26 protein-coding genes and 1 riboswitch are annotated in these 24515 nt (G+C 42.7%); of the genes, 19 read left to right on the forward strand and 7 right to left on the reverse strand.

Annotation, left to right across the window (positions count from 1 at the left end; all coding sequences use genetic code 11):
* Positions 1–126: 126 nt before the first annotated feature.
* Positions 127–960 carry a bifunctional hydroxymethylpyrimidine kinase/phosphomethylpyrimidine kinase gene (gene thiD / locus AA0Y26_RS01995; RefSeq protein WP_413364648.1) on the reverse strand — a complete coding sequence of 278 codons (834 nt, stop codon included), beginning with the start codon at positions 958–960 and terminating at the stop codon, positions 127–129.
* Positions 961–1127: 167 nt separating this feature from the next.
* Here thiD and AA0Y26_RS02000 point away from each other — a divergent pair, with 167 nt between their 5' ends.
* The 6 genes from AA0Y26_RS02000 (at position 1128) to AA0Y26_RS02025 (ending at position 5970) form a co-directional block, all read left to right on the forward strand.
* Positions 1128–1799, forward strand: a complete 672-nt coding sequence (locus AA0Y26_RS02000; RefSeq protein ID WP_413364650.1) for a uracil-DNA glycosylase — start codon at positions 1128–1130, stop codon at positions 1797–1799.
* Positions 1800–1861: 62 nt separating this feature from the next.
* Positions 1862–2032: a uracil-DNA glycosylase gene (locus AA0Y26_RS02005; protein WP_413364652.1), complete on the forward strand. Its 171-nt coding sequence runs from the start codon at positions 1862–1864 to the stop codon at positions 2030–2032.
* Positions 2029–2307 carry a YwdI family protein gene (locus AA0Y26_RS02010; protein WP_413364653.1) on the forward strand — a complete coding sequence of 93 codons (279 nt, stop codon included), beginning with the start codon at positions 2029–2031 and terminating at the stop codon, positions 2305–2307. Before AA0Y26_RS02005 ends, AA0Y26_RS02010 begins: the two co-directional genes overlap by 4 nt.
* Before the next feature lie 160 nt (positions 2308–2467).
* Positions 2468–2848 carry a DUF423 domain-containing protein gene (locus AA0Y26_RS02015; RefSeq protein ID WP_413364655.1) on the forward strand — a complete coding sequence of 127 codons (381 nt, stop codon included), beginning with the start codon at positions 2468–2470 and terminating at the stop codon, positions 2846–2848.
* 115 nt (positions 2849–2963) lie between these two features.
* The gene (locus AA0Y26_RS02020; protein WP_413364657.1) at positions 2964–4142 is read left to right on the forward strand and encodes a M20 family metallopeptidase; all 1179 of its coding nucleotides are present in this window, start codon (positions 2964–2966) and stop codon (positions 4140–4142) included.
* Positions 4143–4284: 142 nt separating this feature from the next.
* The gene (locus AA0Y26_RS02025) at positions 4285–5970 is read left to right on the forward strand and encodes a methyl-accepting chemotaxis protein (RefSeq protein WP_413364659.1); all 1686 of its coding nucleotides are present in this window, start codon (positions 4285–4287) and stop codon (positions 5968–5970) included.
* Between the two features lie 48 nt (positions 5971–6018).
* Here the strand turns inward: AA0Y26_RS02025 and gerQ are convergent, their stop codons facing one another.
* Both gerQ and AA0Y26_RS02035 read right to left on the reverse strand, forming a co-directional pair.
* Entirely contained in the window at positions 6019–6336 is a 318-nt protein-coding gene (gene gerQ, locus AA0Y26_RS02030; protein ID WP_413368013.1) for a spore coat protein GerQ, read from the reverse strand.
* A 318-nt stretch (positions 6337–6654) separates the two neighbouring features.
* Entirely contained in the window at positions 6655–6813 is a 159-nt protein-coding gene (locus AA0Y26_RS02035; protein WP_413364661.1) for a hypothetical protein, read from the reverse strand.
* Positions 6814–7028: 215 nt separating this feature from the next.
* Here AA0Y26_RS02035 and AA0Y26_RS02040 point away from each other — a divergent pair, with 215 nt between their 5' ends.
* The gene (locus AA0Y26_RS02040; RefSeq protein ID WP_413364663.1) at positions 7029–7199 is read left to right on the forward strand and encodes a hypothetical protein; all 171 of its coding nucleotides are present in this window, start codon (positions 7029–7031) and stop codon (positions 7197–7199) included.
* Positions 7200–7326: 127 nt separating this feature from the next.
* On the opposite strand, the gene hemQ is transcribed toward AA0Y26_RS02040, so the two are convergent.
* On the reverse strand, positions 7327–8082 hold the full coding sequence (hemQ, locus tag AA0Y26_RS02045; RefSeq protein WP_413368014.1) for a hydrogen peroxide-dependent heme synthase: 756 nt from the start codon (positions 8080–8082) through the stop codon (positions 7327–7329).
* Between the two features lie 163 nt (positions 8083–8245).
* Here hemQ and AA0Y26_RS02050 point away from each other — a divergent pair, with 163 nt between their 5' ends.
* Positions 8246–9082 (forward strand): biotin/lipoate A/B protein ligase family protein, encoded by an 837-nt coding sequence (locus tag AA0Y26_RS02050; protein ID WP_413364665.1) that lies wholly within the window; start codon positions 8246–8248, stop codon positions 9080–9082.
* Positions 9083–9138: 56 nt separating this feature from the next.
* On the opposite strand, the gene AA0Y26_RS02055 is transcribed toward AA0Y26_RS02050, so the two are convergent.
* Positions 9139–9786 (reverse strand): RsfA family transcriptional regulator, encoded by a 648-nt coding sequence (locus AA0Y26_RS02055; protein WP_413364667.1) that lies wholly within the window; start codon positions 9784–9786, stop codon positions 9139–9141.
* 221 nt (positions 9787–10007) lie between these two features.
* Between AA0Y26_RS02055 and AA0Y26_RS02060 the strand changes: the two genes are divergently transcribed.
* Both AA0Y26_RS02060 and AA0Y26_RS02065 read left to right on the forward strand, forming a co-directional pair.
* The gene (locus tag AA0Y26_RS02060) at positions 10008–10232 is read left to right on the forward strand and encodes a DUF1450 domain-containing protein (protein ID WP_413364669.1); all 225 of its coding nucleotides are present in this window, start codon (positions 10008–10010) and stop codon (positions 10230–10232) included.
* 104 nt (positions 10233–10336) lie between these two features.
* Positions 10337–11587, forward strand: a complete 1251-nt coding sequence (locus tag AA0Y26_RS02065) for an HD domain-containing protein (RefSeq protein WP_413364671.1) — start codon at positions 10337–10339, stop codon at positions 11585–11587.
* Between the two features lie 162 nt (positions 11588–11749).
* Here AA0Y26_RS02065 and AA0Y26_RS02070 read toward each other — a convergent pair whose 3' ends face one another.
* Positions 11750–11935: a 2-hydroxymuconate tautomerase gene (locus tag AA0Y26_RS02070; protein WP_413364673.1), complete on the reverse strand. Its 186-nt coding sequence runs from the start codon at positions 11933–11935 to the stop codon at positions 11750–11752.
* A 225-nt stretch (positions 11936–12160) separates the two neighbouring features.
* Between AA0Y26_RS02070 and AA0Y26_RS02075 the strand changes: the two genes are divergently transcribed.
* Entirely contained in the window at positions 12161–12682 is a 522-nt protein-coding gene (locus tag AA0Y26_RS02075; RefSeq protein ID WP_413364674.1) for a YwhD family protein, read from the forward strand.
* Positions 12683–13042: 360 nt separating this feature from the next.
* Here AA0Y26_RS02075 and AA0Y26_RS02080 read toward each other — a convergent pair whose 3' ends face one another.
* Positions 13043–15127, reverse strand: coding sequence for a transglycosylase domain-containing protein (locus AA0Y26_RS02080; RefSeq protein WP_413364676.1), 2085 nt, complete (start codon positions 15125–15127; stop codon positions 13043–13045).
* 309 nt (positions 15128–15436) lie between these two features.
* On the opposite strand from AA0Y26_RS02080, the gene speB reads away from it, so the two are divergent.
* The 8 genes from speB to AA0Y26_RS02120 all read left to right on the forward strand — a co-directional run bounded on the left by speB (position 15437) and on the right by AA0Y26_RS02120 (position 24480).
* Entirely contained in the window at positions 15437–16309 is an 873-nt protein-coding gene (gene speB / locus AA0Y26_RS02085) for an agmatinase (protein WP_413368016.1), read from the forward strand.
* A gap of 263 nt (positions 16310–16572) precedes the next feature.
* The gene (locus AA0Y26_RS02090; protein ID WP_413364678.1) at positions 16573–16998 is read left to right on the forward strand and encodes a DUF1934 domain-containing protein; all 426 of its coding nucleotides are present in this window, start codon (positions 16573–16575) and stop codon (positions 16996–16998) included.
* A 2-nt stretch (positions 16999–17000) separates the two neighbouring features.
* A complete protein-coding gene (argS, locus tag AA0Y26_RS02095) occupies positions 17001–18668 on the forward strand; it encodes an arginine--tRNA ligase (protein ID WP_413364680.1) in 1668 nt (555 codons plus the stop codon).
* A gap of 183 nt (positions 18669–18851) precedes the next feature.
* The gene (locus AA0Y26_RS02100) at positions 18852–20000 is read left to right on the forward strand and encodes an acyl-CoA dehydrogenase family protein (RefSeq protein ID WP_413364681.1); all 1149 of its coding nucleotides are present in this window, start codon (positions 18852–18854) and stop codon (positions 19998–20000) included.
* A gap of 61 nt (positions 20001–20061) precedes the next feature.
* A riboswitch (cobalamin riboswitch) is annotated at positions 20062–20243 on the forward strand.
* A 259-nt stretch (positions 20244–20502) separates the two neighbouring features.
* A complete protein-coding gene (locus AA0Y26_RS02105) occupies positions 20503–21450 on the forward strand; it encodes an ABC transporter substrate-binding protein (protein WP_413364683.1) in 948 nt (315 codons plus the stop codon).
* On the forward strand, positions 21443–22441 hold the full coding sequence (locus AA0Y26_RS02110; RefSeq protein ID WP_413364685.1) for a FecCD family ABC transporter permease: 999 nt from the start codon (positions 21443–21445) through the stop codon (positions 22439–22441). Before AA0Y26_RS02105 ends, AA0Y26_RS02110 begins: the two co-directional genes overlap by 8 nt.
* The gene (locus AA0Y26_RS02115) at positions 22442–23914 is read left to right on the forward strand and encodes an adenosylcobinamide amidohydrolase (RefSeq protein WP_413364687.1); all 1473 of its coding nucleotides are present in this window, start codon (positions 22442–22444) and stop codon (positions 23912–23914) included. It abuts the gene before it with no gap.
* 5 nt (positions 23915–23919) lie between these two features.
* Positions 23920–24480 carry a cob(I)yrinic acid a,c-diamide adenosyltransferase gene (locus tag AA0Y26_RS02120; protein WP_413368018.1) on the forward strand — a complete coding sequence of 187 codons (561 nt, stop codon included), beginning with the start codon at positions 23920–23922 and terminating at the stop codon, positions 24478–24480.
* Positions 24481–24515 lie beyond the last annotated feature (35 nt).

Raw genomic sequence — 24515 nt, forward strand, 5'->3', positions numbered from 1 at the left:
GTATCATTTTATTTTGTGATGAACGCATAAACAATTGAGCATGCAGCCATATTGCTTCGCAAGCCTTTTCACCTGCCGCTGCGCAGTTAGCGCTTGTATATGCTCAAAAGTTGTGCCGCTGCTTTATTAAACTGTTGTAACGGTTACTTCAGGAGCGCCAAAGCGTGGTTTTGCACCATGCATAACTGGACCTACATATTGATTCAATGCCCAGCCGTGCTGGATTGCAGCTGCAACGAATTCCTTCGCTTCGATCACAGCTTCTTCTACTGATAAACCATTGGCTAGGTTTGCACAAACGCTTGCAGCAAATGTACAGCCAGCCCCATGATTGTACGGAGAAGCTACCTTTTCCGTTTCAAGCAATTTGAATTCTGATCCGTTATAGAAAAGGTCAACCGCTTTTTCAGTCGGGAGCGCCTTGCCTCCCTTGATCACTACGTTTTTCGCACCAAGTTCATGAATTTTAGCTGCTGCGGCCTTCATTTCTTCAATTGTTTTCGGTGTACCAGTGCCTGCTAGCTGTCCTGCTTCAAAAAGATTCGGTGTTACGACTGTTGCATATGGAAGCAGATATTCAATCATAGCTGTTGTATTACCAGGGTTCAGTACTTCATCTTCTCCTTTACATACCATTACAGGGTCGATGACAACTTTATCAGTGCCGGATTGTTGAATGGCTTCGCTCGCAATTTTAATGATTTCCTCTGATGCAAGCATTCCTGTTTTTACTGCGTCCACGCCTGTAGATAAAGCAGTTTTGATCTGCTGCTGCAATACTTCCGTTGGTAATGCATATACACCGTGGCTCCAGGAGTTATCCGGGTCCATTGTGACAACTACTGTTAATGCAGTCATACCATATGTTCCGTGCTCTTGGAATGCTTTTAAATCAGCTTGGATCCCTGCGCCGCCTGAAGTATCAGAGCCTGCGATTGTTAATGTTTTTTTTAATGTCATAGCTGTTTCTCTCCTTGCATGAATATCCATAATTTATTGACTATGAGTATACACATATCCTGACTTTTAAGAAATAGTCAGAAACTGAAAATTTTATATGGTCAGATGGACGATTTACTTGCTTAAAGTTATTCTACCCACTACGTTTAAGAAAGAGGTGATTCAGGATGAAAAAAGTTTTTGATAATGAATGGCAGCAAGTCCTAGAAGAAGAGTTTGAAAAACCATATTTTCAAAGCCTGCGCACATTTGTCGCAGAAGAGTATAGCCGTGCGACAGTCTACCCGCCGAAAGAGGATATCATGAATGCAATGCAGGCGACTAATTTTTCTGATGTGAAAGTGGTAATTTTAGGGCAAGATCCGTACCATGGTCCAAATCAGGCACATGGTATGAGCTTTTCTGTTAAGCCAGGCGTTAAACATCCGCCGAGTTTGCGGAATATGCTAAAAGAGCTTCAGGATGATATAGGCTGTACGATTCCAAAAGACGGCTATTTAATGAAGTGGGCTAAACAGGGTGTATTGCTGCTAAATACAGTACTGACTGTCCGAGCTGGTGAAGCTAATTCCCATAAAGGAAAAGGCTGGGAACAGTTCACAGATACGATTATTACAAAGCTAGCAAAGAGAGAGGAGCCGATTATTTTTGTGCTGTGGGGCAAGCCTGCACAGACAAAAAAAGCAATTATTGCGGGGCATCCTCAGCATGTTATTTTAGAGGCACCTCATCCAAGTCCGCTGAGTGCCCATCGAGGGTTCTTTGGAAGTAAACCTTATTCGAAAATTAATGCACAGCTTACTTCATGGGGCAAGGAGCCAATCGACTGGCAGCTGTAAACAAAGGTCCTTTTCTCTCGTTTTGAAACATGGTAAAGTGGTGAAGAAAGCGAGGGAGTATCATGAAGGTTAATTGTTTTAAATGTGCGTATTTTAAAGTGACATGGGATCCTGCAAACCCGCGAGGATGTCAGGCATACGGATTTAAAACAAAACAGCTTCCTTCTATCGTCGTGAAGCAATCATCTGGAATGGATTGTATGAAGTTTGTACCAAAGGAGGGACAGCCATGATTTCTTACGAAGCGGTGCTTTTGCAAATGGAGCAGCTCGTACAAAATGCCAAACATACGCCTAATGAACAGCATATGCGAGAACAGCTGACCGCTGTTAAAGCCTTATGCGATGTCATTCTTGGACAAGCAGCCGGTACATCGCAGCAGGTGTCACCTGCTATATATGCTGCACCTGCTATACAGAAAAGCCAGGCCCTGCCTTTGCAACAAACAATGCCTTCTGAAAAACTTCAGGAGCAGGATGCGAACGGCGATTCAATCTTTGATTTTTAAAATATAGGCGCTGGGCTGGGAACCCTTTAACGTTATCGTTAGAAGGTATTGGCGGGGATAAAGGAGCTTTTATCCTAACAGTTGGTAGCCCCATATAAGTAACACTTCACTTACATGGGGATTACAAGCTGGCAGTGACTACAATGAAAGAGGTTTCATCATGAAAGGTTCAATTATTTCCGGTGCGGTTCACGGATTTATAGCCGTATCGCTCGGTGCGTTTGGTGCGCACGCGCTTGAAAATGTGTTGGATGATTACGGACAAGGTATTTGGGATACAGCAGTTCAGTATCAAATGTTTCATGCTGTAGGTCTGCTTTTAATTGGCGTTTTGATGAGCGCGAAATTATTTGGGGAAGTGAAGCAATTAAAAATAGCGATGATTTGCTTCAATTTAGGGATTTTGTTCTTCTCTGGCAGTCTCTATATATTGGCTTTGACAGGTATCAGTAAATTAGGAGCGATTACGCCGATTGGCGGTGTATTCTTCCTGAGCAGTTGGGTGCTGGTCATTGTTTCAACTGTAAAATCCGCAAAATAATACATGACCCTTGCTTTCTATTAATATAATGAAGGCGAGGGTTATTTTATATGTATTTACTAAAAAATACTATAAAGAACGATGATATAATTAATTTTAGGGAGATGATGAACTAATGGAACAATTATTTTCTTTATTGGAGAAAAATTATGAAGAAATGGTCTCGATCCGCCGATACTTACATGAGAGACCGGAGCTGTCATTCCAGGAAATACATACGCCGGCCTATATTGCGAATTTCCATCGGGAATTGGGATTAGAAGTGCGGGAAGGTGTAGGGGAGCGGGGTGTCGTTGCTACGTTGCGTGGTGGAAAGCCGGGCAAGACGGTTGCCTTGCGTGCCGATTTTGATGCGCTTGCTATTCAAGAGTTAAATGATATTCCTTATAAGTCAAAAAATGATGGAGTTATGCATGCCTGTGGTCATGATGGTCATACGGCAACTTTGTTAATTCTTGCACAATGCCTTACAGAACTGCGCGAGGAGCTGGCGGGAAATGTAGTCTTTATCCACCAACATGCAGAAGAATTGGCACCAGGTGGAGCAAAAGCAATGATTGAGGATGGCTGTCTAGAAGGTGTAGACGTCATTTTTGGTACCCATCTTTGGGCGCCTACCCCATTAGGGCACGTACTAGTACGGGAAGGTGCCATTATGGCGGCTGCAGATCGATTTGAAATTATAATTCAGGGAAAAGGCGGACATGGTGCAGAGCCGCATCATGCCATTGATGCCGTTGTAACAGGCGCACAGTTTGTTACACAGCTTCAGACACTTATTTCACGGCGTATTAATCCATTGAATCCAGCAGTGATTTCTGTCGGGCACTTTGAAGCCATTAACCCATTTAATGTTATTGCTGATTCAGTAAAATTAGCAGGAACTGTTCGTACATTTGATGAGACGGTGCGCGAGCAGATTGTAGAGGAATTGGAGCTTCTCTTAAAGTCTGTTTGTTTAAGTGCAGGAGCAACCTATACATATAACTATTACCGTGGTTATCCGCCGGTTGTGAACCATGCGCAGGAGACAGAGTTTGTGGCGGAGATAGCGCGCAATATCCCCGCAGTCAATGCCGTTCATACATGCGATCCGTTCATGATTGGGGAAGATTTCGCCTATTACATGGAGCATGTGCCTGGTACGTTCTTCTTTACAGGGGCAAAAGACCCTTGCTGGGAAACAGTCTACCCGCACCATCATGCAAGATTTAATTTTGATGAACGGGCGATGCTGATTGCTGCCAAAGTATTAGGAGAGGCAACTTTGCAGTTTTTACAAAAGAATAATTAGAACCTATTAGGGCATCTATCAATATAGTTGAATAAATATCAGAAAATAACAAATAACTCTCTTTTATGTAAATTTTCTCGATAGGAATTCCAAGGTACAGTAGAATACCCCTAATATGGAAGAACCTTGAGGAGGAAATATCATGAAAGTCGGCGCAAAATTAAATATAGCGTTCTATTCAATTGTTACACTTCTATGCATTTCGATAGGAATCAACTTTTATAATTTGTCTACTATTGGTGATAATACAGAGGAAGCATTGGATAACAGAGTGGAGCAATTACGGATAATTGACGAAATAAGGGTTGATGTGGGAATGCAAGGGTTATATGCTCGTGCTCTGATAATTGACACAACAACTAAAAATCGTGAAAATCTACTAAACTATGCGGAAGAATTGGATGAAAACATTTTGGCAATAAAGGACCTTTCCTCATCCAATACGATGAAAGGTTATTTGCAAGAGATTGATGTCCACAATGCTGAATTCAATCAAGCAGTACAGGAAGTATTAGCAGCTGTCGATAAAGAGAATATCCAGGAAGCTACTGAATTAGTGAATACAAAATTACAGGATGCCAATATGGGTATTTTAACTGTTGCAACAGAAATAAGTGCGTATCAAGAAGAACAACTGGCACTTATTAAAGCGGCAACAGAGAAATCCATCAGTACATCTCGTATAACATCGATTGTTGTTCTTATTTTAAGTATTTTAATCAGCGTCTTCCTAGTTGGTTATGTACGTCGAACAATTACGAAACCATTGAATATGGTAATGGGTGCAGCGCAGGTTATTGCAGACGGTAATCTTTCAGAGCAAGATATTGCTTATCAGTCTAAAGACGAAATCGGCCAATTGGCGAGAGTTTTCAATGAAATGAAAGCAAGTCTTCGTTCCCTGATTAAAAATGTACAAGCTAATACAGAGCAATTAAGCACTGCGGCAGAAGAACTTTCGGCAAGCACAGAAGAAATATCCGCTACAACCGAAGATGTGACGCATCAAGTTGCAATGACGGCAGATGCCGCACAAGGTTCTGCCCGGGCTGCCAATGAAAGCGCGCTGGCCATGGAGGAAACGGCACAGGGGGTACAGCGTATTGCAGAAGCATCACAAACCCTGCATACTTCCTCCCTAGATGCGAGCAGTACAGCAGTGCATGGTACAGAGGTTATTGAGCAGGCGAAGAATCAGATGAATGTCATTAATGGTTCCACAGCTATTGTGAATGAGCTTGTCCACAAACTGGCAAAGCAAACAGAGGAAATTGGGAATATCACGAAAGTAATTACAGATATTACAGACCAGACAAATCTTTTGGCATTGAATGCGGCAATTGAAGCAGCACGTGCAGGAGAACAGGGTAAAGGTTTTGCGGTCGTGGCTGATGAAGTTCGTAAGCTCGCTGAAGAATCGAAGGAATCGGCGAATTCTATTACAGCGTTAACGATTGAAATTAAAACAGATACTGAAAATGTGGAGCGTGCTGTAGAAGATTCACTTGTTTCTGTAAAAGATGGAGTTGGCATAATAAGCGAAGCAGGAGAGTCGTTTCATACGATTGTATCTGCAGTCGATATCATGACAACGCAAATCCAGGAGATTTCCGCAACCTCTGAGCAGCTATCTGCAAGTGCAGAGGAGGTATCTGCTTCCGTGAATGAAATTTCAACCGGTGCAGAGTCAGCAGCGGACAGCATTGCTACGATTGCAGCTGCAATGGAAGAACAAAGTGCGACGATGCAGGAAGTTAACAGTGTGGCTGTGTCGTTAAATGAAAGTGCTCAGGACTTACAGACAGAAATTCAGCGATTTAAATTATAGAGAAAAATAAAAGTGAGCCGGCTCATCTAATATGAGTCGGCTCACTTTTTACGAACGCGGCTGAGGTTGTTGATTGAAATAACTTAATTCTTCGTCGAATTCCGCATAATCGAAGTAAATCATCGGGAAGAGGAAGCGGTGGTTTGTTCTTAATTCACGCAATATAACATGGTCCCGTCCTGCCGCTTCAACCACACCTCTTACGTTTTTTGTATTGCTTCCTCCAACTGCGTGATCAAACGAAAAGTAAAAATTTCCAGGCTTCCCTCGGTTTAAGCGTAAAATGTTTTCGATGTATGATTCCTCGCGAAATTGTGCAACAGTCGGAGTTTGAAACTGTTGACCAGGTATTTGCTGGCCAGGCATTTGTTGGCCAGGAAACTGTTGAGGCGGGTTTTGAGGAGTCCAATAATAAGTCAAAACATCATCCTTTCAAAATTAAATCATGGAAATTCAGATTCGGTCGAGACAAAGAGACAATTGATCTTATAGTGACTACTGTGTCTGTGTCTTTACTGTTGGGAAGGACAGTCACTAGGCACCATATGAAAGATATAGTATGAGTTGGGCAGCGGAAACGTTCCTCCTCGATATCAGTCTGCTTTCCTGAGATCAGTCTTGTTACGTCATGAAATAACCCTCAAGCGTTGAGCTAGAGATATCGTTCCGCCAATATACTACTCTTTAAAGCGGGTGGAGAACTTTGAAATCCAAGCAGTCTGCCCGAATCCGATTGACGCCGACGTTACGGATTGTCAGTATGCCTAACTGGCCTTCCCCTTCAGCTTTAGTACAAATCAATCGTATAGGTAACGTAAAGGATGCATCATTCGTCTGAATCACGGTGATGGGCGAACCTCCTTTGTTTTTAATGTATGTAGGAAAATAAAAAAGTGCACTGAATAAAATAGTAAAAAGTCCATATAATAAAAAAAAATAAATATGGATAAGGGAAGAGTACTATTTGGATAGGTCATAATATGACCGGAAATGGGTAAATATTTATTGAAAATGAGGAACTAACAACAGGCATATTAATTTACAAAGGAGAGGTTGTTATGCGGATAGACGTGTGGATAGCAGTGCTTCTTGGTGCGATTTTATCTTTTGTCATCGGCAACCTATACGGTCAGCCGCTTCACTGGTATTTATTCATAATCATTATATTTGTAGGATTCTTAATCAATACCATTATTTTAATTCTCAAGATGAATGATGAAAATTTATGAGGAAATGAGTAATTGAAGGAGCTACTCATTTCTTTTTTATTTTGAAAGGCTGCAAAGAAATAGGTGGGTATGCTTGGCCGTTCAGCGCAATAAAAAACGGACGGCTTATTTGCCGTCCATTGTCCAATTATTTATTTACTGATAAGAATTTTACTAGCTTTTCGTTATCTAATAGGTTACCTACAAAGAACTCACCAAATTCACCATAACGAGCTGATACCTCATCAAAACGCATTTCATATACTAATTTTTTGAATTGGAGTACATCATCTGCAAATAATGTAACGCCCCATTCATGGTCATCGAAACCGACTGACCCAGTAATAATCTGCTTTACTTTACCTGCATAGCCGCGGCCAATCATGCCGTGTGAACGCATAAGGCTCTTACGCTCGTCCATAGAAAGCATGTACCAGTTATCGTTGCCTTGACGGCGTTTGTCCATTGGATAGAAGCAAACGTATTTTGAACGTGGCAGTTCTGGGTACAGACGAGCACGTACGTGTGGATTTTGATAAGGATCTTCGTTTGATTCTCCAGCAAGGTAGTTTGATAATTCTACTACAGAAACGTATGAATATGTTGGGATTGTAAAATCTGCAATTGCTAATTTGTTAAACTCTGCTTCAAGCTCTTGCAGTTCATCCATTGTCTCACGAAGCGTCATGATCATGAAATCTGCCTTTTGACCAACGATAGCATAAAATGCGTGTGCACCTGTTTTTGCTACATCTGCCTCATTTAGCTTTTCTAGATATTGTATAAATTCATCTACTGCTGCCTGACGCTCCTCTTGCGAAACTAACTTCCAAGAAGCCCAGTCGATTGAGCGGAAATCATGTAAAGCGTACCAGCCGTCTAATGTAATAGCTGCTTCATTCATAGTGTAAGACACTCCTTCTACTTGATAATCATTCACAATCAGTTTAACACAATTACGAAACATTTCGTTATTTAGAACATTAAAATCGAGGTATGTCACCAATTTGACATGAGTTGAAAATACAGTATGCTAAGTGTAGTCAATCAATAGGGAGATCTATACAATGAATGATTTTTTACGAACTACTAACTGGCGTTTCATCGATCAATCGTTAAGCATGCTGACACGCTCACCTCTTGAGTCGTTCGCCATGGATGATACACTTTGCCATTTAACAGGACACGGTGAAAGCTTGCCCGTTATCCGAACATGGGTACATAATGAAGCGATTGTTCTTGGTATTCAAGATCACCGGCTTCCTCATATTGAAGAAGGGATGGAATTGCTTCGAAATGCAGGGTATGAGCCGATTGTCCGAAATTCCGGGGGACTTGCCGTTGTACTCGATCCAGGTGTTTTAAACATTTCTATCATTTTTAGTGAAACGGAACCGACAAGCATTGATAAGGCATTCAGCTATATGGTGGATTTGGTGAAGGGGATTTTCCCGGAAGTCGCAAACAAAATTGAAGCCTACGAAATTGTCGGCTCTTACTGCCCAGGAACATATGATTTAAGTATCGGCGGGCGGAAGTTCGCTGGTATTTCCCAACGGCGTATGCAGAATGGTATTGCCGTGCAAGTGTATTTATGCATCGAAGGGAGCGGCAGTGAGAGGGCAGCGTTAATTCGCGATTTTTATTTGGCGAGCCTGCAAGGAGAGAAAACAAAATTCAGTTATCCTGTCGTGGTGCCTGAAGTAATGGCCTCTATGCAGGAGCTGACGAACACAAATGTAACCGTTGCCGAAATAAATCTGCGTATTCAGCGATTACTATTTGAATGGAATCTAGCTACACAGCTGCTTCCGCTTCAGGAGGAGGAGCTTTCCTACTATACTTATTATTTAGAGAGGGTTTTCAAACGGAATGCTTCTTTATTAAAAAAGCAGGGAAAATAGCAGGGGCTTTCCTGCCGGCTAGCCAAATTCTGAACCATGAAAAAAAGGGAGCGCTGCTATTGCAGCTGCTCCCCGTTTTCTGGCTGTGGCGAGGAAGCTACTAAGTTACCGTTTCGCTCCATTTTAAACACAGGTGCGATTCGTTCTTCCTCGTTATCAAGTGTGACAAGGCGGCGTGCGCGGTTCATAATATTAACGAACTGTTCATAGTCATCTTTGATTTCCCGGTTTTCGCGTTCAAGTCTTGCCACTTCCTGCTCTAATTCTTTCATTTTTTCAGTCGTTACATTGGCCATATGGCGCCATTTTGTTACTTCTGTTTCTGCTGAACTATGATGCTGTAAACGTGCCAGATAGGCAATGACAATATCCAGCGATAGTGCAGATAATGGAATCGTACGCCCTTCTTCTTCTTGTGCTGATGGTAGTAAGTAGATTTGCTGTGCACGACGCTTTCCAATCGTTCCAAGTACGCGAAGACGCTCTTTCCGCTCTTTTTTTGCTTCTGCTAGTTCTGACTCATAGAATCTACGAACTACTGCGTTCCAGCGAAAACCACATGCAGCTGCTGTGCGGTTTAACGCATCTCCTGCTTCCTCAAAAGCATTTAATTGTGTACTACCTTCTTTTACATGTCTTAATACTGCCTCGGCTAAAAGTTCATCATTTTCTTTCAACCATGCATCCTGTCTGATTTTTACCATGGAAAAATCCCCCTAACTTATGATTTCAATACTAATATGTCCACATTTACGAGAGTTTATTCTTTATTTTTTTTCAAGTGAAAAATAGCTTCAGACCTTTGACCGAAGTATATCTTTTTCTCTTGAATAGACAAGCATTTTTAAGCTACAATAGGGAAGGTTTAAGATATAATAAGTCTGCTTAAAAAAGCGTAAAATAGTATAGAAGGGGTGTTGACACTATGGCAAACATTTTCCACGTTTGCGATGAATGTCAGGCCGTTAATTTAAAAACGTTAATTCCAAAATTAAAAGAGATAGATCCAGAAGCAACGGTTGAAATTGGCTGTCATTCATATTGCGGACCGGGCCGCAAAAAGACCTTTACATTTGTAAATAATCGTCCAGTAGCTGCGCTTACAGAGGATGAGCTGATGGAGAAGGTAATTGCAAAGCTAAAAAAGTAGTATAAAAGAGATGGTTCGAAATAGCGGACTGTCTCTTTTTTAATGATAAAGAGCGAGTTCTTTCATATAATAAAAGTAGAAGTATTGTATAGGAGGTAGAGAGAATGGATTACGCGACGTCGAAACTAGCAGAAGAAAAAGTATTTAAAGATCCGGTACATCGTTATGTACATGTACGGGACCAGGTAATCTGGGATTTAATCAGCACGCGCGAGTTTCAGCGTTTGCGGAGAATCCGGCAGCTAGGGACGACCTATTTAGTATTTCATGGGGCGGAGCATAGCCGTTTTACCCATTCACTTGGCGTATATGAAATTGTCCGCCGTATCATAGATGATGTATTTAACGGAAGACCAGAATGGGATAATAATGAGCGGCTGCTGGCACTGTGTGCAGCTCTCCTCCACGATTTAGGTCATGGGCCATTTTCTCATGCTTTTGAGGCAGTGTTTGGGACGGATCACGAAGCGTATACCCGTGCTATTTTACTTGGTAATACCGAGGTGAATGCTATATTAAGGAAGGTGGACAGTGGTTTTCCAGAGCTGGTGGCCCAGGTGATCGATAACAATTATACGAATCAGCAGGTAGTCAGCCTCATTTCAAGCCAGATCGACGCCGACCGAATGGATTATCTACAGCGGGATGCCTATTTTACGGGGGTAAGCTACGGACATTTTGATATGGAACGTATACTGCGTGTCATGCGGCCGCGGAAGGACATGGTCGTCATAAAAGCGAGTGGAATGCATGCAATAGAGGATTACATTATGTCGCGCTACCAAATGTATTTACAGATTTATTTTCACCCGGTATCGCGCAGTGCAGAAGCAGTACTGAATCATATTTTAAAAAGAGCGAAAAAACTAAGTGAAGAAGGCTACCAGTTTAAGTTTGAACCGGTGCATTTCCGTCCTTTCTTTAATAAGGATGTATCGTTGGAACAATATTTAGCACTTGATGAAAGCATTATGATGACATACTTCCAGTTTTGGATGGATGAAGAAGATCCTATATTAAGTGACCTATGCCGCCGTTTCATTAACCGGGACTTGTTTGAGCATATGGATTTGAATCCAGAGGAAGAGCCGGAACGTTATGCATGGCTGATCGAGCAGGTCAAGGCAATTGGACTGGACCCTGATTATTATGTAAAACCGGATTCTACTTCTGATCTTCCGTATGATTTTTATCGTCCAGGTGTTCTGCCGACGAAACGTCCGATTTATCTGGAAATGCCGAGTGGAGAAATTCGGGAGCTTGCCGAGCAGTCTCATATTGTTTCAGCGATGGCAAACAACATTAAAACGGATTATAAAGTATACTATCCGAAGGAAATTCATTTTTCCTATTAAAAAAGACGATTCCTCATCTGCTGGATGAGGAATCGTCTTTTGATTATAAAGGTAGTAAATAAAAAATCTAGTATAACTGCGCTGTAAATTCATTTTTAACGCTTAGTGCAGTTAATCATTGGACGCAGAAGAGCGTCTGCTTAGGAAAGATAAGTTTTTCTGCTATTTATCACTTGCAAGGACACCGCCTGTCGCATAGTGCGATTTCGGCATGTCTTCAATGATGATTGTTACGTTTGCTGTTGGAGCGCCTGTTGTTTCAGCTACGGCTTCCGTCACTTTTTCTACTAAGGCACGTTTTTGTTCTGGTGTTCTGCCTTCTAGCATTTTCACAGTTACGATTGGCATAATTAAACCTCCTACTATGTAATGTGTTGATATAATTTATGATAACTTATATGCGTTATGAAGAACAGTTCATTATGAAAATTTCCGCGCTGCTTTCTTTTTTAGTATATGAGAAAAGCAACTTCTGCATAATAATCATTTAGCGAAACGGATTTCACATTTCTTTTGCTGCTATCCACATATATGATAGTATTATGAGTAACTGGTTAGACGGAGGGATTTACAATGGCGAATGAAGAAAAACCAAAACAAAAAATGGGCTTTACTATTATTAAAAATGACCCAACAGATGGACATAAAGGGTTTGGTATCGGCTCGCTGACATTGGAAAATGTATCGCCTGTTATTATTGATGTGCAGGAAAAAACAGCAATGGTCGATATCGGTGCAATGCATGCGAAAAGTGAAGTGGAGCGGGGCATTAAGTTCACGACGAACCGTGAAGATTCAGAAGGCGGCAAACCTTATTGGCTTGTATGGGTAACAATAGACTATAAAGAAGAAGGACCTTATTTTGCTGGCGTGACAGCTTGTGAAATGGTTGTGAACCGTGAGAAAAGACGCGGCTATAAATTGCTTCCTGAGCATGTGAACAAAATGGATAAATCGATGAAACGCCATATCATGGTAGACTTTATGGACGATTCCTCGAAACAGGTACTAGTGGATTTCTTCAAATCACACAATCAAGAAATGTGGGAGCGCAGCGAACAGAAGCTACACGACGATTTGACTGCAAGATCGTAAATCTTTTGCGAAAAGAATAGAATTAGTTCGACTCACGTCAATATTTTAAAAAAAAATATATCGAAATGAGTGAACAAACTGTGACAATTGCCTTTCCTGCTGAATCCATAGTTGAAAGTAATAAGGAAAAAAAGTAAACTTGAAGCAGAGCTTACAGTAGTAGGCTAGGACACTTGGCAAAACGAAAAGCGATGAGAGCTATGCGGCATTTGAACATTCCCAAGCCGAATGCCCCATGATTCTCATGCTTTCGCTTGCCATAAAAAAAGGCTGCTTCTTCTACCGGAACGTCGAACATTCCGGAGAAGAAGCAGCCTTTTTTGTTATCCGAAGTCCTGATTACTTCCTTAAGACGCCTTACTATTCTTCAGGGTTCCTGAAAGCTTCAAAAGGTAACCAGTCAAGAAGACTATCCCATGAGTCTTCTAAAGAATCTTTATTGAACCAATCTGAGTTAAACCAATATGTGGAACACTGTTCAGTTGGGACATCATCAGCTTTCATATAAACTAAGCGCTGCTCATTTGGACAACCGTCATTTGCAATCTTACCTGAAGCAACGTCAACTACGACACCTTCTATATCAGAAGGGGCAGCAAATTCCTCATTCGGCATTCCGTCATGTACACTTTCCATAAAATCAATCCATACTTGCTTTGTAGAACCTGTATCCGATTGTCCGGATAGTGTTTTTCCTTGGTCATATCCATTCCATACTCCAACTGTTACATTTGGAGAGTAGCCGATCATCCATTGGTCACTGTTTGTTGAGCCGGATTTTGCGGCATATGTGTGTGTCATACGGGAACGGATTGATACACCAGTAGCTGGAGAGTAATCGCTAAATACCGGATCAAAAATGCCAGTCATCATCTGCGTCATAATGTAAGCATCTTCCTGGGCCACTAGCTGCTCTGCTTTAGGCGGCTCATATTCATAGACAACTTCGCCTTTAGAATTTTCAATTGAAACAATCATCGTTGCTTCACGGGATTCACCCCCGGCAGCTAGAATATTATAGGCATTCGTCAAGCTGTAGAGTGACGTCTCAATTGTACCGAGTGCAATTGATGGTGCCTCTTCCTTCGTTGTATTCAAGTGGAAGCGTTCCAGCATATTGCGGAATTTCCCATAGCCTATATCCTCCAAGGTTTTCACTGCATAAATATTATCTGAGATGGCCAGCGCCTGTGCCAGAGACATTTGTTCGGTAGCAAATTGTCCATTTACATTTTTAGGGGAATAAGTTTTGCGCCCATTATCATAAGTAAATGTTGTTTGCGAAACATCCTTGAATGTCATCGGTGTATAGCCATTTTCTAAGGCAGCTGAATAGAGGAACGGCTTGATGACAGAGCCCGGCTGACGTTCTGCAAGTGTCACGCGGTTAAATGAGCTCGTTTGATAATCACGTCCACCTACAAGAGCAGTCACAAATCCTGTTGCTGGATCCATACTTACTAAGCCGACCTGCAGCTCGCTGTCTGGCATCTGTTCAGCTACCGCCTTCTCGGCAGCTTGCTGATGGGCTTGGTTCAATGTTGTTTTAATCGTCCATCCACCTTCGCGGATGTTCATATTTTTACTTTCTAAAATGTCACTGGCTTCTTCCCAGACAGCATCTAAAAAGTACGGGGCAATGTTTTTGGAAGCAACCCAGTCATCACTTTTAAATACAAGCTGCTCCTGTGTTGCGCGATCTCTTTCTGACCCGGTAATTTTTCCTTGGTCCTCCATCAGGCTTAAGATGACCTGTTGTCGGTTTGTTGCTTTTTCCTCATCTACAAGCGGTGAGTAGTAAGTCGGTCCTTTTGGAATACCTGCAAGCATCGCTGCTTCAGCCAGCGTCAAATCACTAGCTGGTTTGCCGAAATAATAATGGCTTGCTGCTTCAGCCCCATACATCCCATGACCGTAGTAAACGGTGTTTAAATATCCCTCAAGAATTTCGTCTTTTCCATAGAATACTTCAAGACGATAAGCATAAAGTGCTTCATTTATTTTGCGTGTCCATGTTTTTTCATGTGTCAGGTAGAGATTTCGCGCATATTGCTGTGTGAGTGTACTCGCACCTTGAACTTTGTTTCCTGCTTTAATGTCTGCTAGTACGGCACCCGCAATACGAGAATAATCAAAACCATTATGCTGATAGAAATCCTTATCCTCCACAGCGATGGTAGCATCAGTCAAATAAGGAGACATTTCATCTAATGACACCCAATAACGGCGCTCTCCCGTATAGTAATCGCCAATCTGGTTATTCTGACTATCCAGGAAAATAGATGCTTTAGGAACGGTAAGTGTAGGTGCACCTGCGATTTGGGCATAAATGCGCAGGGAAACAAAGGCCACGACAACTGCACTGATGACTCCTACGGCCACTAATAGAACACTTTTCATCCATTTCTTACGTGATTTGCTTCGAAAATATTCACGTCGGTTCACATGATTTCACCTCGATCTATACTCGTATTGGTAGTATGTGCTTTTCGTGTGAATTAATAACGAAAACTATTGCACTTTGCAGAAAAACATCTATACTGTTTTTTTGAAGTACACTATATAGTACGAATGTTTTTGTAGAAAAGTTTCATTTCTGTTACAGATGTATTTCAATTGTGTTAAAAATTACAGCTTTTACAAATTTATGCTTGCATTCTACCCAATTAAAGAAAGAAACATTCCTATCATTCTAGGAAATTTTATTATTATGAATGCAGGGCGGCACCAAATATAATGAAGAAGGTGAAAGATATGCGTTTTGATGAAACATACTCAGGTAATGTCTTTATTAAAAGCCATCCTAATTATGAAGAAAGTAAAGCGGTACTATATGGGATGCCGATGGATTGGACAGTAAGCTACCGTCCGGGATCACGTTTCGGCCCGGCACGTATCCGCGAAGTATCGATCGGGCTGGAGGAATACAGCTTATACTTGGACCGTGAATTGGACGAGGTTAAATACTTTGATGCTGGAGATATTCCATTACCTTTTGGTAATCCGGAAAAATCCTTGAAAGAGATCAAGGACTGGGTGCGCAAACTGCTTGCTGACGGAAAAATTCCAATCGGCATGGGCGGAGAGCATTTAGTTTCATTGCCGGTTATGGAAGCAGTAGCAGAGAAATATGATAATATCGCTATCATCCATTTTGACGCCCACACAGATTTACGGACAGACTATGAAGGAGAGCCGTATTCCCACGCGACCCCAATCCGCAAAATTGCTGACCAAATTGGACCGCATAATGTATACTCATTTGGTATTCGTTCAGGATTAAAAGAAGAATTCCAGTGGGCAAAGGAAAACGGTATGTTTATCGCGCCGTTTGAAGTATTAGAGCCGTTGAAAAAGATCCTGCCAACATTAGCAGGGCGCAACGTATACGTAACAATCGATATCGATGTATTGGATCCTGCGCACGCACCGGGAACAGGGACAGTGGACTGCGGCGGTATTACATCTAAAGAGCTGCTGGCTTCCATTCACGAAATCGCTCGTTCGGAAGTTAACGTGGTTGGTTTCGATTTAGTGGAAGTAGCTCCAATCTACGACCATTCCGAAATGACAGTGAACACTGCTAGTAAGCTTATTCGCGAAATGATTTTAGGCTGGGTGAAATAAACTTTCGTGCGTAGAAACTAATAGTTTGTTTGCGTCGAGCAACTAGAACCTCTAAATATTAAATAGAAGGAAGTGGCCTAACAAAACGGGTTCACTTCCTTTTTTGTTCATAATAGAATCAAGCCTTGGAAAATTAAAGAGACGATCTGGTTATTCAACATCTCATAAAATCAGGATACACCTCGTTTGCACCTTGATTAAATTAAGGAGATTATCCTATAATAAGAAGGTTATATAATTGAAATAAAGGGGCTGTCCGAGCGGTGAGCGATGTAGGAACTGATGTAAAAATCAAACTTGTTTCCTCGATTATTCCAACAGAGGGCGAGCAAGAAACATATGAAATGTGGCTGCAGGGGACCTTTATAGAAAAGTCGGGAACACACTATTTACGGTATGAAGAGATGCAGGACGATCAATTGATTCGTACGACGGTCAAGCTGACAAATGATCAGGCTTTCATTATGCGTAATGGCGCTGTCAATATGCGGCTGCCGTTAAATACGACACAGCCGGAACGTGGGCGGTATGAAAGCCAATTTGGCTTAATTCCCCTCATGACGGAAACAAATCAATTATTTTATGAACGATTAGAGACTGGCGGTCAATTCAGAACGCAGTATGAGTTAATCATCGACGGGTCTTCAGTCGGGAATTATACATTAGAAATAAATTATACGGAGGTATAGCAATGAACGCTGTAGAGCAATTACAACAACAAATTAAAGAAGCGCTTGCTGTGGCTGCTGTCCAGGCAGGACTAGTAGAAGCCGAAGCGGAGCTGACGATTCATCTAGAAACACCAAAGGATAAGGCGAATGGCGACTTCGCAACAAACCTGGCGATGCAATTAACGAAAGTGGCAAAAAAACCACCTCGTGCTATTGCAGAAGCAATTCTTGAAAATCTAGATACAGCGAACACGGATATCGAAAAAGTAGAAATCGCTGGTCCAGGATTCATGAATATTACGGTTCGCAAAGATTTCCTTGCCGGCGTAGTAAAAGCGGCATTTGAGCAAGGAGAAAATTATGGTCGCTCAAACGCAGGAAATGGTGAAAAAGTACAGGTGGAGTTCGTATCGGCGAACCCGACAGGCGACCTGCATTTAGGGCATGCCCGCGGCGCTTCAGTAGGCGATTCTTTATGTAATGTAATGGACTTTGCAGGTTATAATGTATCTCGTGAATATTATATTAATGATGCAGGTAACCAAATTAATAACTTGGCGTATTCATTAGAAGCCCGTTATAAACAAGCATTAGGCATGGACGCAGAAATGCCTGAAGACGGTTACCATGGTCAAGATATTATTGAAATTGCAGCAGAGCTTGTAAAAGAATTCGGTGCTGATATGCTGGAAAAGTCCGATGAGGAGCGTTTTACATTCTTCCGTGAGCATGGTTTACGTTTGGAGCTTGCGAAGCTTCAAAAAGACTTACAAAACTTCCGTGTAGAATTCGATGTATGGTATTCAGAAACTTCCTTATATAAAAACGGTAAAATTGAAGTGGCATTGGAAAAATTACGTGAAAATGGTCATGTGTTCGAAGAAGAAGGTGCTACATGGTTCCGCTCGACAACATTTGGTGATGATAAAGATCGCGTATTAATTAAAAATGATGGTTCATTTACGTATTTGACACCGGATATTGCTTATCACGAAGACAAATTACGTCGTGGTTTCGATAAACTGATCAATATTTGGGGCGCAGATCACCACGGCTACATCCCGCGTATGAAGGCAGCAATTGAAGCGCTTGGCTATGATCGTGATACATTGGAAGTAGAAGTTATTCAGATGGTACAGCTGTACAAAAACGGCGAGAAGTTTAAAATGTCAAAACGTACAGGAAATGCTGTGACAATGCGTGAGCTAGTTGAGGAAGTAGGTCTTGATGCAGTACGTTACTTCTTCGTGAAAACAGCGGGCGATTCACACATGGACTTTGACCTTGATTTAGCGGTATCACAATCAAACGAAAATCCTGTGTATTATGCACAGTATGCACATGCTCGTATTAATTCGATCCTGCGTTCAGCAAGTGAACAAGGCTTTGAAGCTTCCTTAGAAAACCTTGAATTATTGACAGCAGAGAAGGAAGAAGATGTACTGAAAAAAGTGGGCGCATTCCCACAAATCGTGGCAGATGCAGCAAAACACCGTACACCGCACCGTATTGCCAACTATATTCAAGATTTAGCCGCGACGTTCCACAGCTTCTACAATGCAGAAAAGGTTATCAATGTAGATAATAAAGAGTTAACGGAAGCTCGTCTTGCATTAATTACTTCTGTGAAGACAACATTAGCGAATGCATTGAAGTTAATTGGTGTAAGTGCGCCAGAAAAAATGTAAGTAATACTATTGTTCAAACATAACAGCACACGATAGTTTTGTTCCAACAAACGGTAAAGCTCTGTGCAGTTCCACATTAAAAGGCTGTCCCTTTAAAGGGAGCAGCCTTTTTTCTTGTAGAATCTTTCTTTTCACGAGACAATAAAAGAAAGTCCTTGATTGTAGATGAAAGGAAAGATCGGTATGACAAAATCATTATTTTACAAAAAAGAATTACACGCTCGCTGGGACGGAATATTAGAAAAGCAACGACCGCAATTTGAACAATATGCCCCGCAAATTGGAGATGAAGGGCAATTTCCTTATGAAAATCTGCAGCTGCTCCGCGAGATCGGCTATACAAAGCTCACTCTTCCAAAGGATTTGGGCGGGGAAGGGTATCGCGTCTATGATACATTGCTTGTGCATGAAAAGTTAGGGAGCCTTGATGGAAGTACAGCGCTAATTGTTGCATGGACACTTATGATGGTTGGAGAGCTGTATGAACATCGTTATTGGAGTGAAGACCAGCTGGATGCCTTTGCCAAGGAAGTGAACAGCGGCGCCATTATAAACCGTGCCGTAAGCGAATTCGCCATGGGAAGTCCGGCACGTGGCGGAAAGCCAGCGTCTGAAGCGATATATGATGGTAAAGAGTGGGTTGTAAACGGCCGCAAAAACTATACGACCGGCTCGTATGGGCTCGATTATTTTCTGACAGCCGTATGGATTGAAGAACAGCAGCAAACGGGCTATTTCCTTATTCACAAAGACACACCAGGCGTTTCAATAGAAGAAAACTGGGATGTCTTGTCGATGCGGGGGACAGGAAGCCATGATTTAGTTCTTGAAAATGTTCATCTTCCGCAGGAGGCATTAGTCGAACTTGCCTCTGACCGGGCACATTTAACGAACAATGGATGGCTGCTATTAATTCCTGCAACGTATTTAGGGGTTGCTCAGGCTGCTAGAGATTACGCTGTACAATTTGCTAAAACGCATTCCCCAAATAGCATTAAAGGAACGATTGCCCAGCTGCCGAATGTCCAGACGCTAATAGGCGAAATGGATTTAGAGCTGGCAAAGGCTCGTTTTGCCTTATATGGGGCGGCGGAGGCCTACGATGACAAAGAGCGCAGAAATCAGTTGACGAACGAATTAAGCATAGCAAAATCGATCGTTACAAATGCAGCACTTATAATTGTGGATAAAGCAATGCGGCTTGTAGGAGCAAAGAGTCTGCAGCAGTCCTGTCCGCTGCAAAGATATTATCGTGATGTACGGGCAGGTCTACACAATCCGCCAATGGATGATATTACAATCCAGAAGCTGGCAGACAGCGCATTGAAGTGAAGTTTTCAGAAAACTCCCCTTTTCAAATAGCAGTTTTGAGCTATAATAAGACATGTTGAATAATTTGATAAGCAGTAAAGGTTCCTTGCTGTCTGCAAGGATAAAAGGGAAGTCGGTGCAAATCTGACGCGGTCCCGCCACTGTAAATGCTAGCCTATCTGTATAGCCCACTGAGCAATCGGGAAGGGGGAGATTGGTGCTGATGCATAAGCCAGGAGACCTGCCTTTACAAATCCCAAGACTACCTACGAGGATAGGAAAGCTGGCTTTTTACAAGTGTACCGTTACATGTAGTTTTTAGCCTTTTTCCAAGTCTCTCGAATTAGTCGGGGGGCTTTTTTGCGGATAGAAAAGCAGACGTTTTAGAGGGGCTCACATAAGAAAAGGCAAGATCCTGAGCTATGTTGGTTGAGATGTATCTTCTAAGGGAAAAATCGATCCAGTCAGGGCCGGTTCGACTAGTAGGAACAGAGCCCTTTTACAGTAGAAGGAGGAAAAGAAAATGAAGAAATTTTGGCAGCTTGCTGCAACGAGCATCCTGGCACTCAGTGTACTGATAGCCTGTGGAGATGAAGCAGAACCGAAGGAACAAAATGAGACAGCACAAAGTGAGGAAAGTACGGCAGGTACATTCCCGGTAACAGTAGAAGATGCCCTAGGGAAAGAAATAACATTAGAGGAAGCGCCGGAGCGCATTGTCTCACTGACACCTTCTAATACAGAGATCTTATTTGGCTTAGGCCTGGATGAAGAGATTGTCGGTGTTAATGATAACGACAATTACCCGGAGCAGGTAAATGAAAGAACACGGGTAGGCGGTACCGAATTCAACATAGAAACGATTATTTCGCTTCAGCCAGATGTGGTATTTGCCCATGAATCAAGTATGTATGCACTTGAGGGAGCAATCGGCCAGCTGGAGGACTCAGGTATCAAGGTATTTGTAGTAGAGGATGCTGCCAGCTTTAATGAAACATACGAAACAATTGAAGAGGTGGCGGCTTTAACAGGTAAGGAAGCCGAGGCAGAAGACGTCATTGCCTCTATTAAAGAAAAGCTTGCGGAAATCCAGAAGAAACTAGAAGGTGTTGAGCCAAAGACAGCCTTTATGGTAGTAGGCGTTGCACCGGATATTTATGTAGTCGGGCAAAATACGTTCATGAATGAGATGCTGAAGGTTATTAATGTGGAAAATGCTGTAAAGCAGGATGGATGGCCAATGTATAGTCCGGAAGAATTCGTTGCCGCTGACCCGGATTCTCTTTTGTTCACATACGAAGGGAACGATGAAGTTATTAAAAATAACCCAGCCTTTTCTGTTATGAAGGCTGTCCAAAATAATAATATGACGGTGGTAGACGGGGACACAACAAGCCGCCAAGGCCCGCGTATTGCTGAAGGCGTAGAATCAATAGCAAAAGCAGTTTACCCAGAGGTATTTAATGACTAAAAAATATGTAGCGGCTTATATCATTTCAGCCGTTATATTGCTTGTTAGTATATGGTGCGGAGTATCGATTGGCTCGGTCTCCGTGCCTCTTTCTACACTTTGGGATGCGGAATCGAATCCGACGGCCTATAGTATATTGTGGAATATCCGGATGCCGCGCGTTATGCTGGCTGCGCTGGTTGGTGCCTCGCTTGCAATTGCAGGTGCTGCTTTTCAGGGGCTGTTGAAAAACCCCCTTGCGGATCCTTATACATTAGGCATATCCTCTGGTGCTTCTGTCGGGGCAGTATTTACGCTGTTTTTCGGTGTTTCCGTTCCAGTATTGGGTTTCTTCACCTTGCCCATTTTTAGTATGATCGGTGCGTTTGTTACGATGATGGTTGTCATGGGATTTGCGAGAATAGTGGATCGCACGATGAAGATGGAAACAATGATTTTGACCGGTATCATATTCAGCTCATTTTTAGGCTCCTGCATTTCATTAATGATTGCCTTGACGGGGGAGGAATTGCGGTCGATTATGGGCTGGCTGTTAGGCAGTGTCTCAATGAGAGGCTGGCCTTACGTGAAGATGATTATTCCTTTTGTTATCCTCGGTACGATTATTCTATGGCTGAACCGCCGTGAACTCAATGCCATGATCTACGGGGAAGAGCGTGCCAAATACCTCGGCGTCGATGTAAAGCGAAGCAAGTATTTTATTTTGATCGGCGGCTCAATGCTGACAGGTGCCGCAGTCGCCGTCTCGGGTACAATCGGGTTTGTCGGACTGGTCGTTCCGCATATGGTACGTATGATAGTAGGGACGGATCATCGCCATCTGCTTCCGATTGCATTAGTAAATGGAGCGAGTTTACTAGTCATTTGCGACCTGGTATCCCGGACGGTCATCGCACCGACCGAGCTGCCAGTAGGTGTTATTACATCCTTCATAGGAGCACCTGTATTCGCTTATATTTTCTTCAGACAGCGAAAGGGGCGGATGGCATAAATGCTGAAGGTTGAACATATTTCAGGTGGATACAATCATGTGCCGGTTGTTCAGGACGTATCTTTCAATGTGGGAAAAGGAAAGGTGCTTGGTATTCTTGGTCCAAACGGCAGTGGTAAATCTACTCTTCTGAAGCTGATTAGCGGTATCATCGAACCAACTGCGGGCAGTGTCTCTATAGATGAAAAGCCGCTGAAATCCTTTAGTCCCAAAGAGCTGGCAAAGAAAATGGCCGTATTACCCCAGCTGCATGCAAATGCTTTTTCGAATTCTGTCTATGATACTGTCTCGCTTGGACGCTATCCTCATCAGAAGGGATTTTTCTCTGCGTGGTCGAAAATAGATGAACAGGCTGTCGAAAGGGCAATGGGGCAGACAGGCGTCACGCAGTACCGAGAGACAATGATGGAATTTCTATCTGGCGGAGAGCAGCAGCGCGTATTTATCGCCCAGGCACTTGCACAATGCTCACAGGTGCTGCTGCTGGATGAACCGACAAATCATCTTGATATTTCTCATCAGAAGCAGCTTTTGGATATGATTAGAAAAGAAGCGACAGAAAGCGGTCTGACAGTTGTATCGATTTTTCATGACATCAATCTGGCGTCCCTCTACTGCGATAGCCTCCTATTGATGGAAAAGGGGAAAGTAAAGGCATACGGGGACCCGCATGAAGTTGTCCTGCAGGAACAAATTGCTGAAGTATACGGAGCTGAAGTATCGACATACGCCCATCCAGAAATACCGAAGCCGCAGATTACAATGATGCCCGAGCAGGCGGGTGAACGGCAGGCGTTTGTCTTGCCGGAGCAATTTTGTATTGCGGAGGAATATGTCCGGCTTGATACAAACTTGCCGTTAAAGGTCATTTCATCGGCTGTGCATAACGCTGGGATGGGCTGGTACAGTACATTATTAAACAGGTCCATTCCAGAGGATTACAATATAGACAACGTAAAGGGAGAGACACTGCAGTTTTTGAAAGACAACGGGTTTTCTCCAACAAATACGGTCGTCATGCTGACAGCAGTAGCCTCAAAGTTAGCGGCCATTCGTTCCTTCCAAAACAGCCATTGCAGTATTACAGTAGCAGTAACAGCTGGTGTCGGCAATGCGGTAGATGTTACCCGCACATATGAGCGCAACGATAATACTCATATTGGCACAATTAATACATGGGTGATTATTAATGGGAAGTTATCGGATGAAGCATTTTTCCAGGCAATGATTACGGCAACCGAAGCAAAAACGAAAGCGCTTGCTGAGGAAGATATCCGAGATGTTCATACGGGCACTATCGCGACCGGTACAGCGACGGACAGTCTGTTAATTGCAGCTACGCAGCAAGGAGAGGAGATGCCGTATGCTGGTCCCATTACAGAAGTGGGCAAGTTGATCGGACAGGGTGTATTTGAAACAACTGTTCAGGCAATCAGGCAGTATAAGCAGACAAAAATAAATGGAAACGGGTGATGAATGTGAAGCTTTACACAAAAACAGGCGATACAGGGAAAACAAGCATTATTGGTGGACGTGTCGATAAGGATCATGTACGTGTGGAAGCATACGGAACAATCGATGAGCTGAATTCTATCATTGGCAAAGCGATGACAGAGCTTGATAAGAAATTGTTTGAAGATATTCTGCAAGATTTAGAAGCAATTCAGCACGAACTATTTGATGGCGGCGGTGATTTGGCGAATGTCATGAAGGAACGTCATTATAAGTTGACGGAAGCCCCGATTGCAGTGTTAGAAGAGCGGATTGATAAGCTTTCGGAAGAAGCACCGCCGCTGAAAAGGTTTATTTTGCCGGGAGGTTCGCCAGCAGCAGCGACGTTGCATATGGCACGAACAGTTGCCCGCCGTGCTGAGCGTCAGACGGTCACATTAATGCGTGAAATTGAAGATGTATCACCTGTTGTCCAAAAGTATTTGAACCGTTTATCAGATTATTTATTTGCTGCTGCACGTGTAGTGAACTTCCGACTAGGGTTGACGGATATTGAATATATAAGAGGCAGTGACGTATTTAGATAGTATTGATAGAATAGCAAAAAAAGGTGCCGGCGACG

The sequence above is a fragment of the Lysinibacillus canaveralius genome (assembly GCF_047301505.1).
In the GTDB taxonomy this organism is placed as follows: domain Bacteria; phylum Bacillota; class Bacilli; order Bacillales_A; family Planococcaceae; genus Lysinibacillus_B.

Bases quoted from the DNA above. Each gene is read 5' to 3' on its own strand.
- thiD (WP_413364648.1), bottom strand. From the start codon at position 960: ATGACATTAAAAAAAACATTAACAATCGCAGGCTCTGATACTTCAGGC.
- AA0Y26_RS02000 (WP_413364650.1), top strand. From the start codon at position 1,128: ATGAAAAAAGTTTTTGATAATGAATGGCAGCAAGTCCTAGAAGAAGAG.
- AA0Y26_RS02005 (WP_413364652.1), top strand. From the start codon at position 1,862: ATGAAGGTTAATTGTTTTAAATGTGCGTATTTTAAAGTGACATGGGAT.
- AA0Y26_RS02010 (WP_413364653.1), top strand. From the start codon at position 2,029: ATGATTTCTTACGAAGCGGTGCTTTTGCAAATGGAGCAGCTCGTACAA.
- AA0Y26_RS02015 (WP_413364655.1), top strand. From the start codon at position 2,468: ATGAAAGGTTCAATTATTTCCGGTGCGGTTCACGGATTTATAGCCGTA.
- AA0Y26_RS02020 (WP_413364657.1), top strand. From the start codon at position 2,964: ATGGAACAATTATTTTCTTTATTGGAGAAAAATTATGAAGAAATGGTC.
- AA0Y26_RS02025 (WP_413364659.1), top strand. From the start codon at position 4,285: ATGAAAGTCGGCGCAAAATTAAATATAGCGTTCTATTCAATTGTTACA.
- gerQ (WP_413368013.1), bottom strand. From the start codon at position 6,336: ATGCCTGGCCAGCAAATACCTGGTCAACAGTTTCAAACTCCGACTGTT.
- AA0Y26_RS02040 (WP_413364663.1), top strand. From the start codon at position 7,029: ATGCGGATAGACGTGTGGATAGCAGTGCTTCTTGGTGCGATTTTATCT.
- hemQ (WP_413368014.1), bottom strand. From the start codon at position 8,082: ATGAATGAAGCAGCTATTACATTAGACGGCTGGTACGCTTTACATGAT.
- AA0Y26_RS02050 (WP_413364665.1), top strand. From the start codon at position 8,246: ATGAATGATTTTTTACGAACTACTAACTGGCGTTTCATCGATCAATCG.
- AA0Y26_RS02055 (WP_413364667.1), bottom strand. From the start codon at position 9,786: ATGGTAAAAATCAGACAGGATGCATGGTTGAAAGAAAATGATGAACTT.
- AA0Y26_RS02060 (WP_413364669.1), top strand. From the start codon at position 10,008: ATGGCAAACATTTTCCACGTTTGCGATGAATGTCAGGCCGTTAATTTA.
- AA0Y26_RS02065 (WP_413364671.1), top strand. From the start codon at position 10,337: ATGGATTACGCGACGTCGAAACTAGCAGAAGAAAAAGTATTTAAAGAT.
- AA0Y26_RS02070 (WP_413364673.1), bottom strand. From the start codon at position 11,935: ATGCCAATCGTAACTGTGAAAATGCTAGAAGGCAGAACACCAGAACAA.
- AA0Y26_RS02075 (WP_413364674.1), top strand. From the start codon at position 12,161: ATGGCGAATGAAGAAAAACCAAAACAAAAAATGGGCTTTACTATTATT.
- speB (WP_413368016.1), top strand. From the start codon at position 15,437: ATGCGTTTTGATGAAACATACTCAGGTAATGTCTTTATTAAAAGCCAT.
- argS (WP_413364680.1), top strand. From the start codon at position 17,001: ATGAACGCTGTAGAGCAATTACAACAACAAATTAAAGAAGCGCTTGCT.
- AA0Y26_RS02100 (WP_413364681.1), top strand. From the start codon at position 18,852: ATGACAAAATCATTATTTTACAAAAAAGAATTACACGCTCGCTGGGAC.
- AA0Y26_RS02105 (WP_413364683.1), top strand. From the start codon at position 20,503: ATGAAGAAATTTTGGCAGCTTGCTGCAACGAGCATCCTGGCACTCAGT.
- AA0Y26_RS02110 (WP_413364685.1), top strand. From the start codon at position 21,443: ATGACTAAAAAATATGTAGCGGCTTATATCATTTCAGCCGTTATATTG.
- AA0Y26_RS02115 (WP_413364687.1), top strand. From the start codon at position 22,442: ATGCTGAAGGTTGAACATATTTCAGGTGGATACAATCATGTGCCGGTT.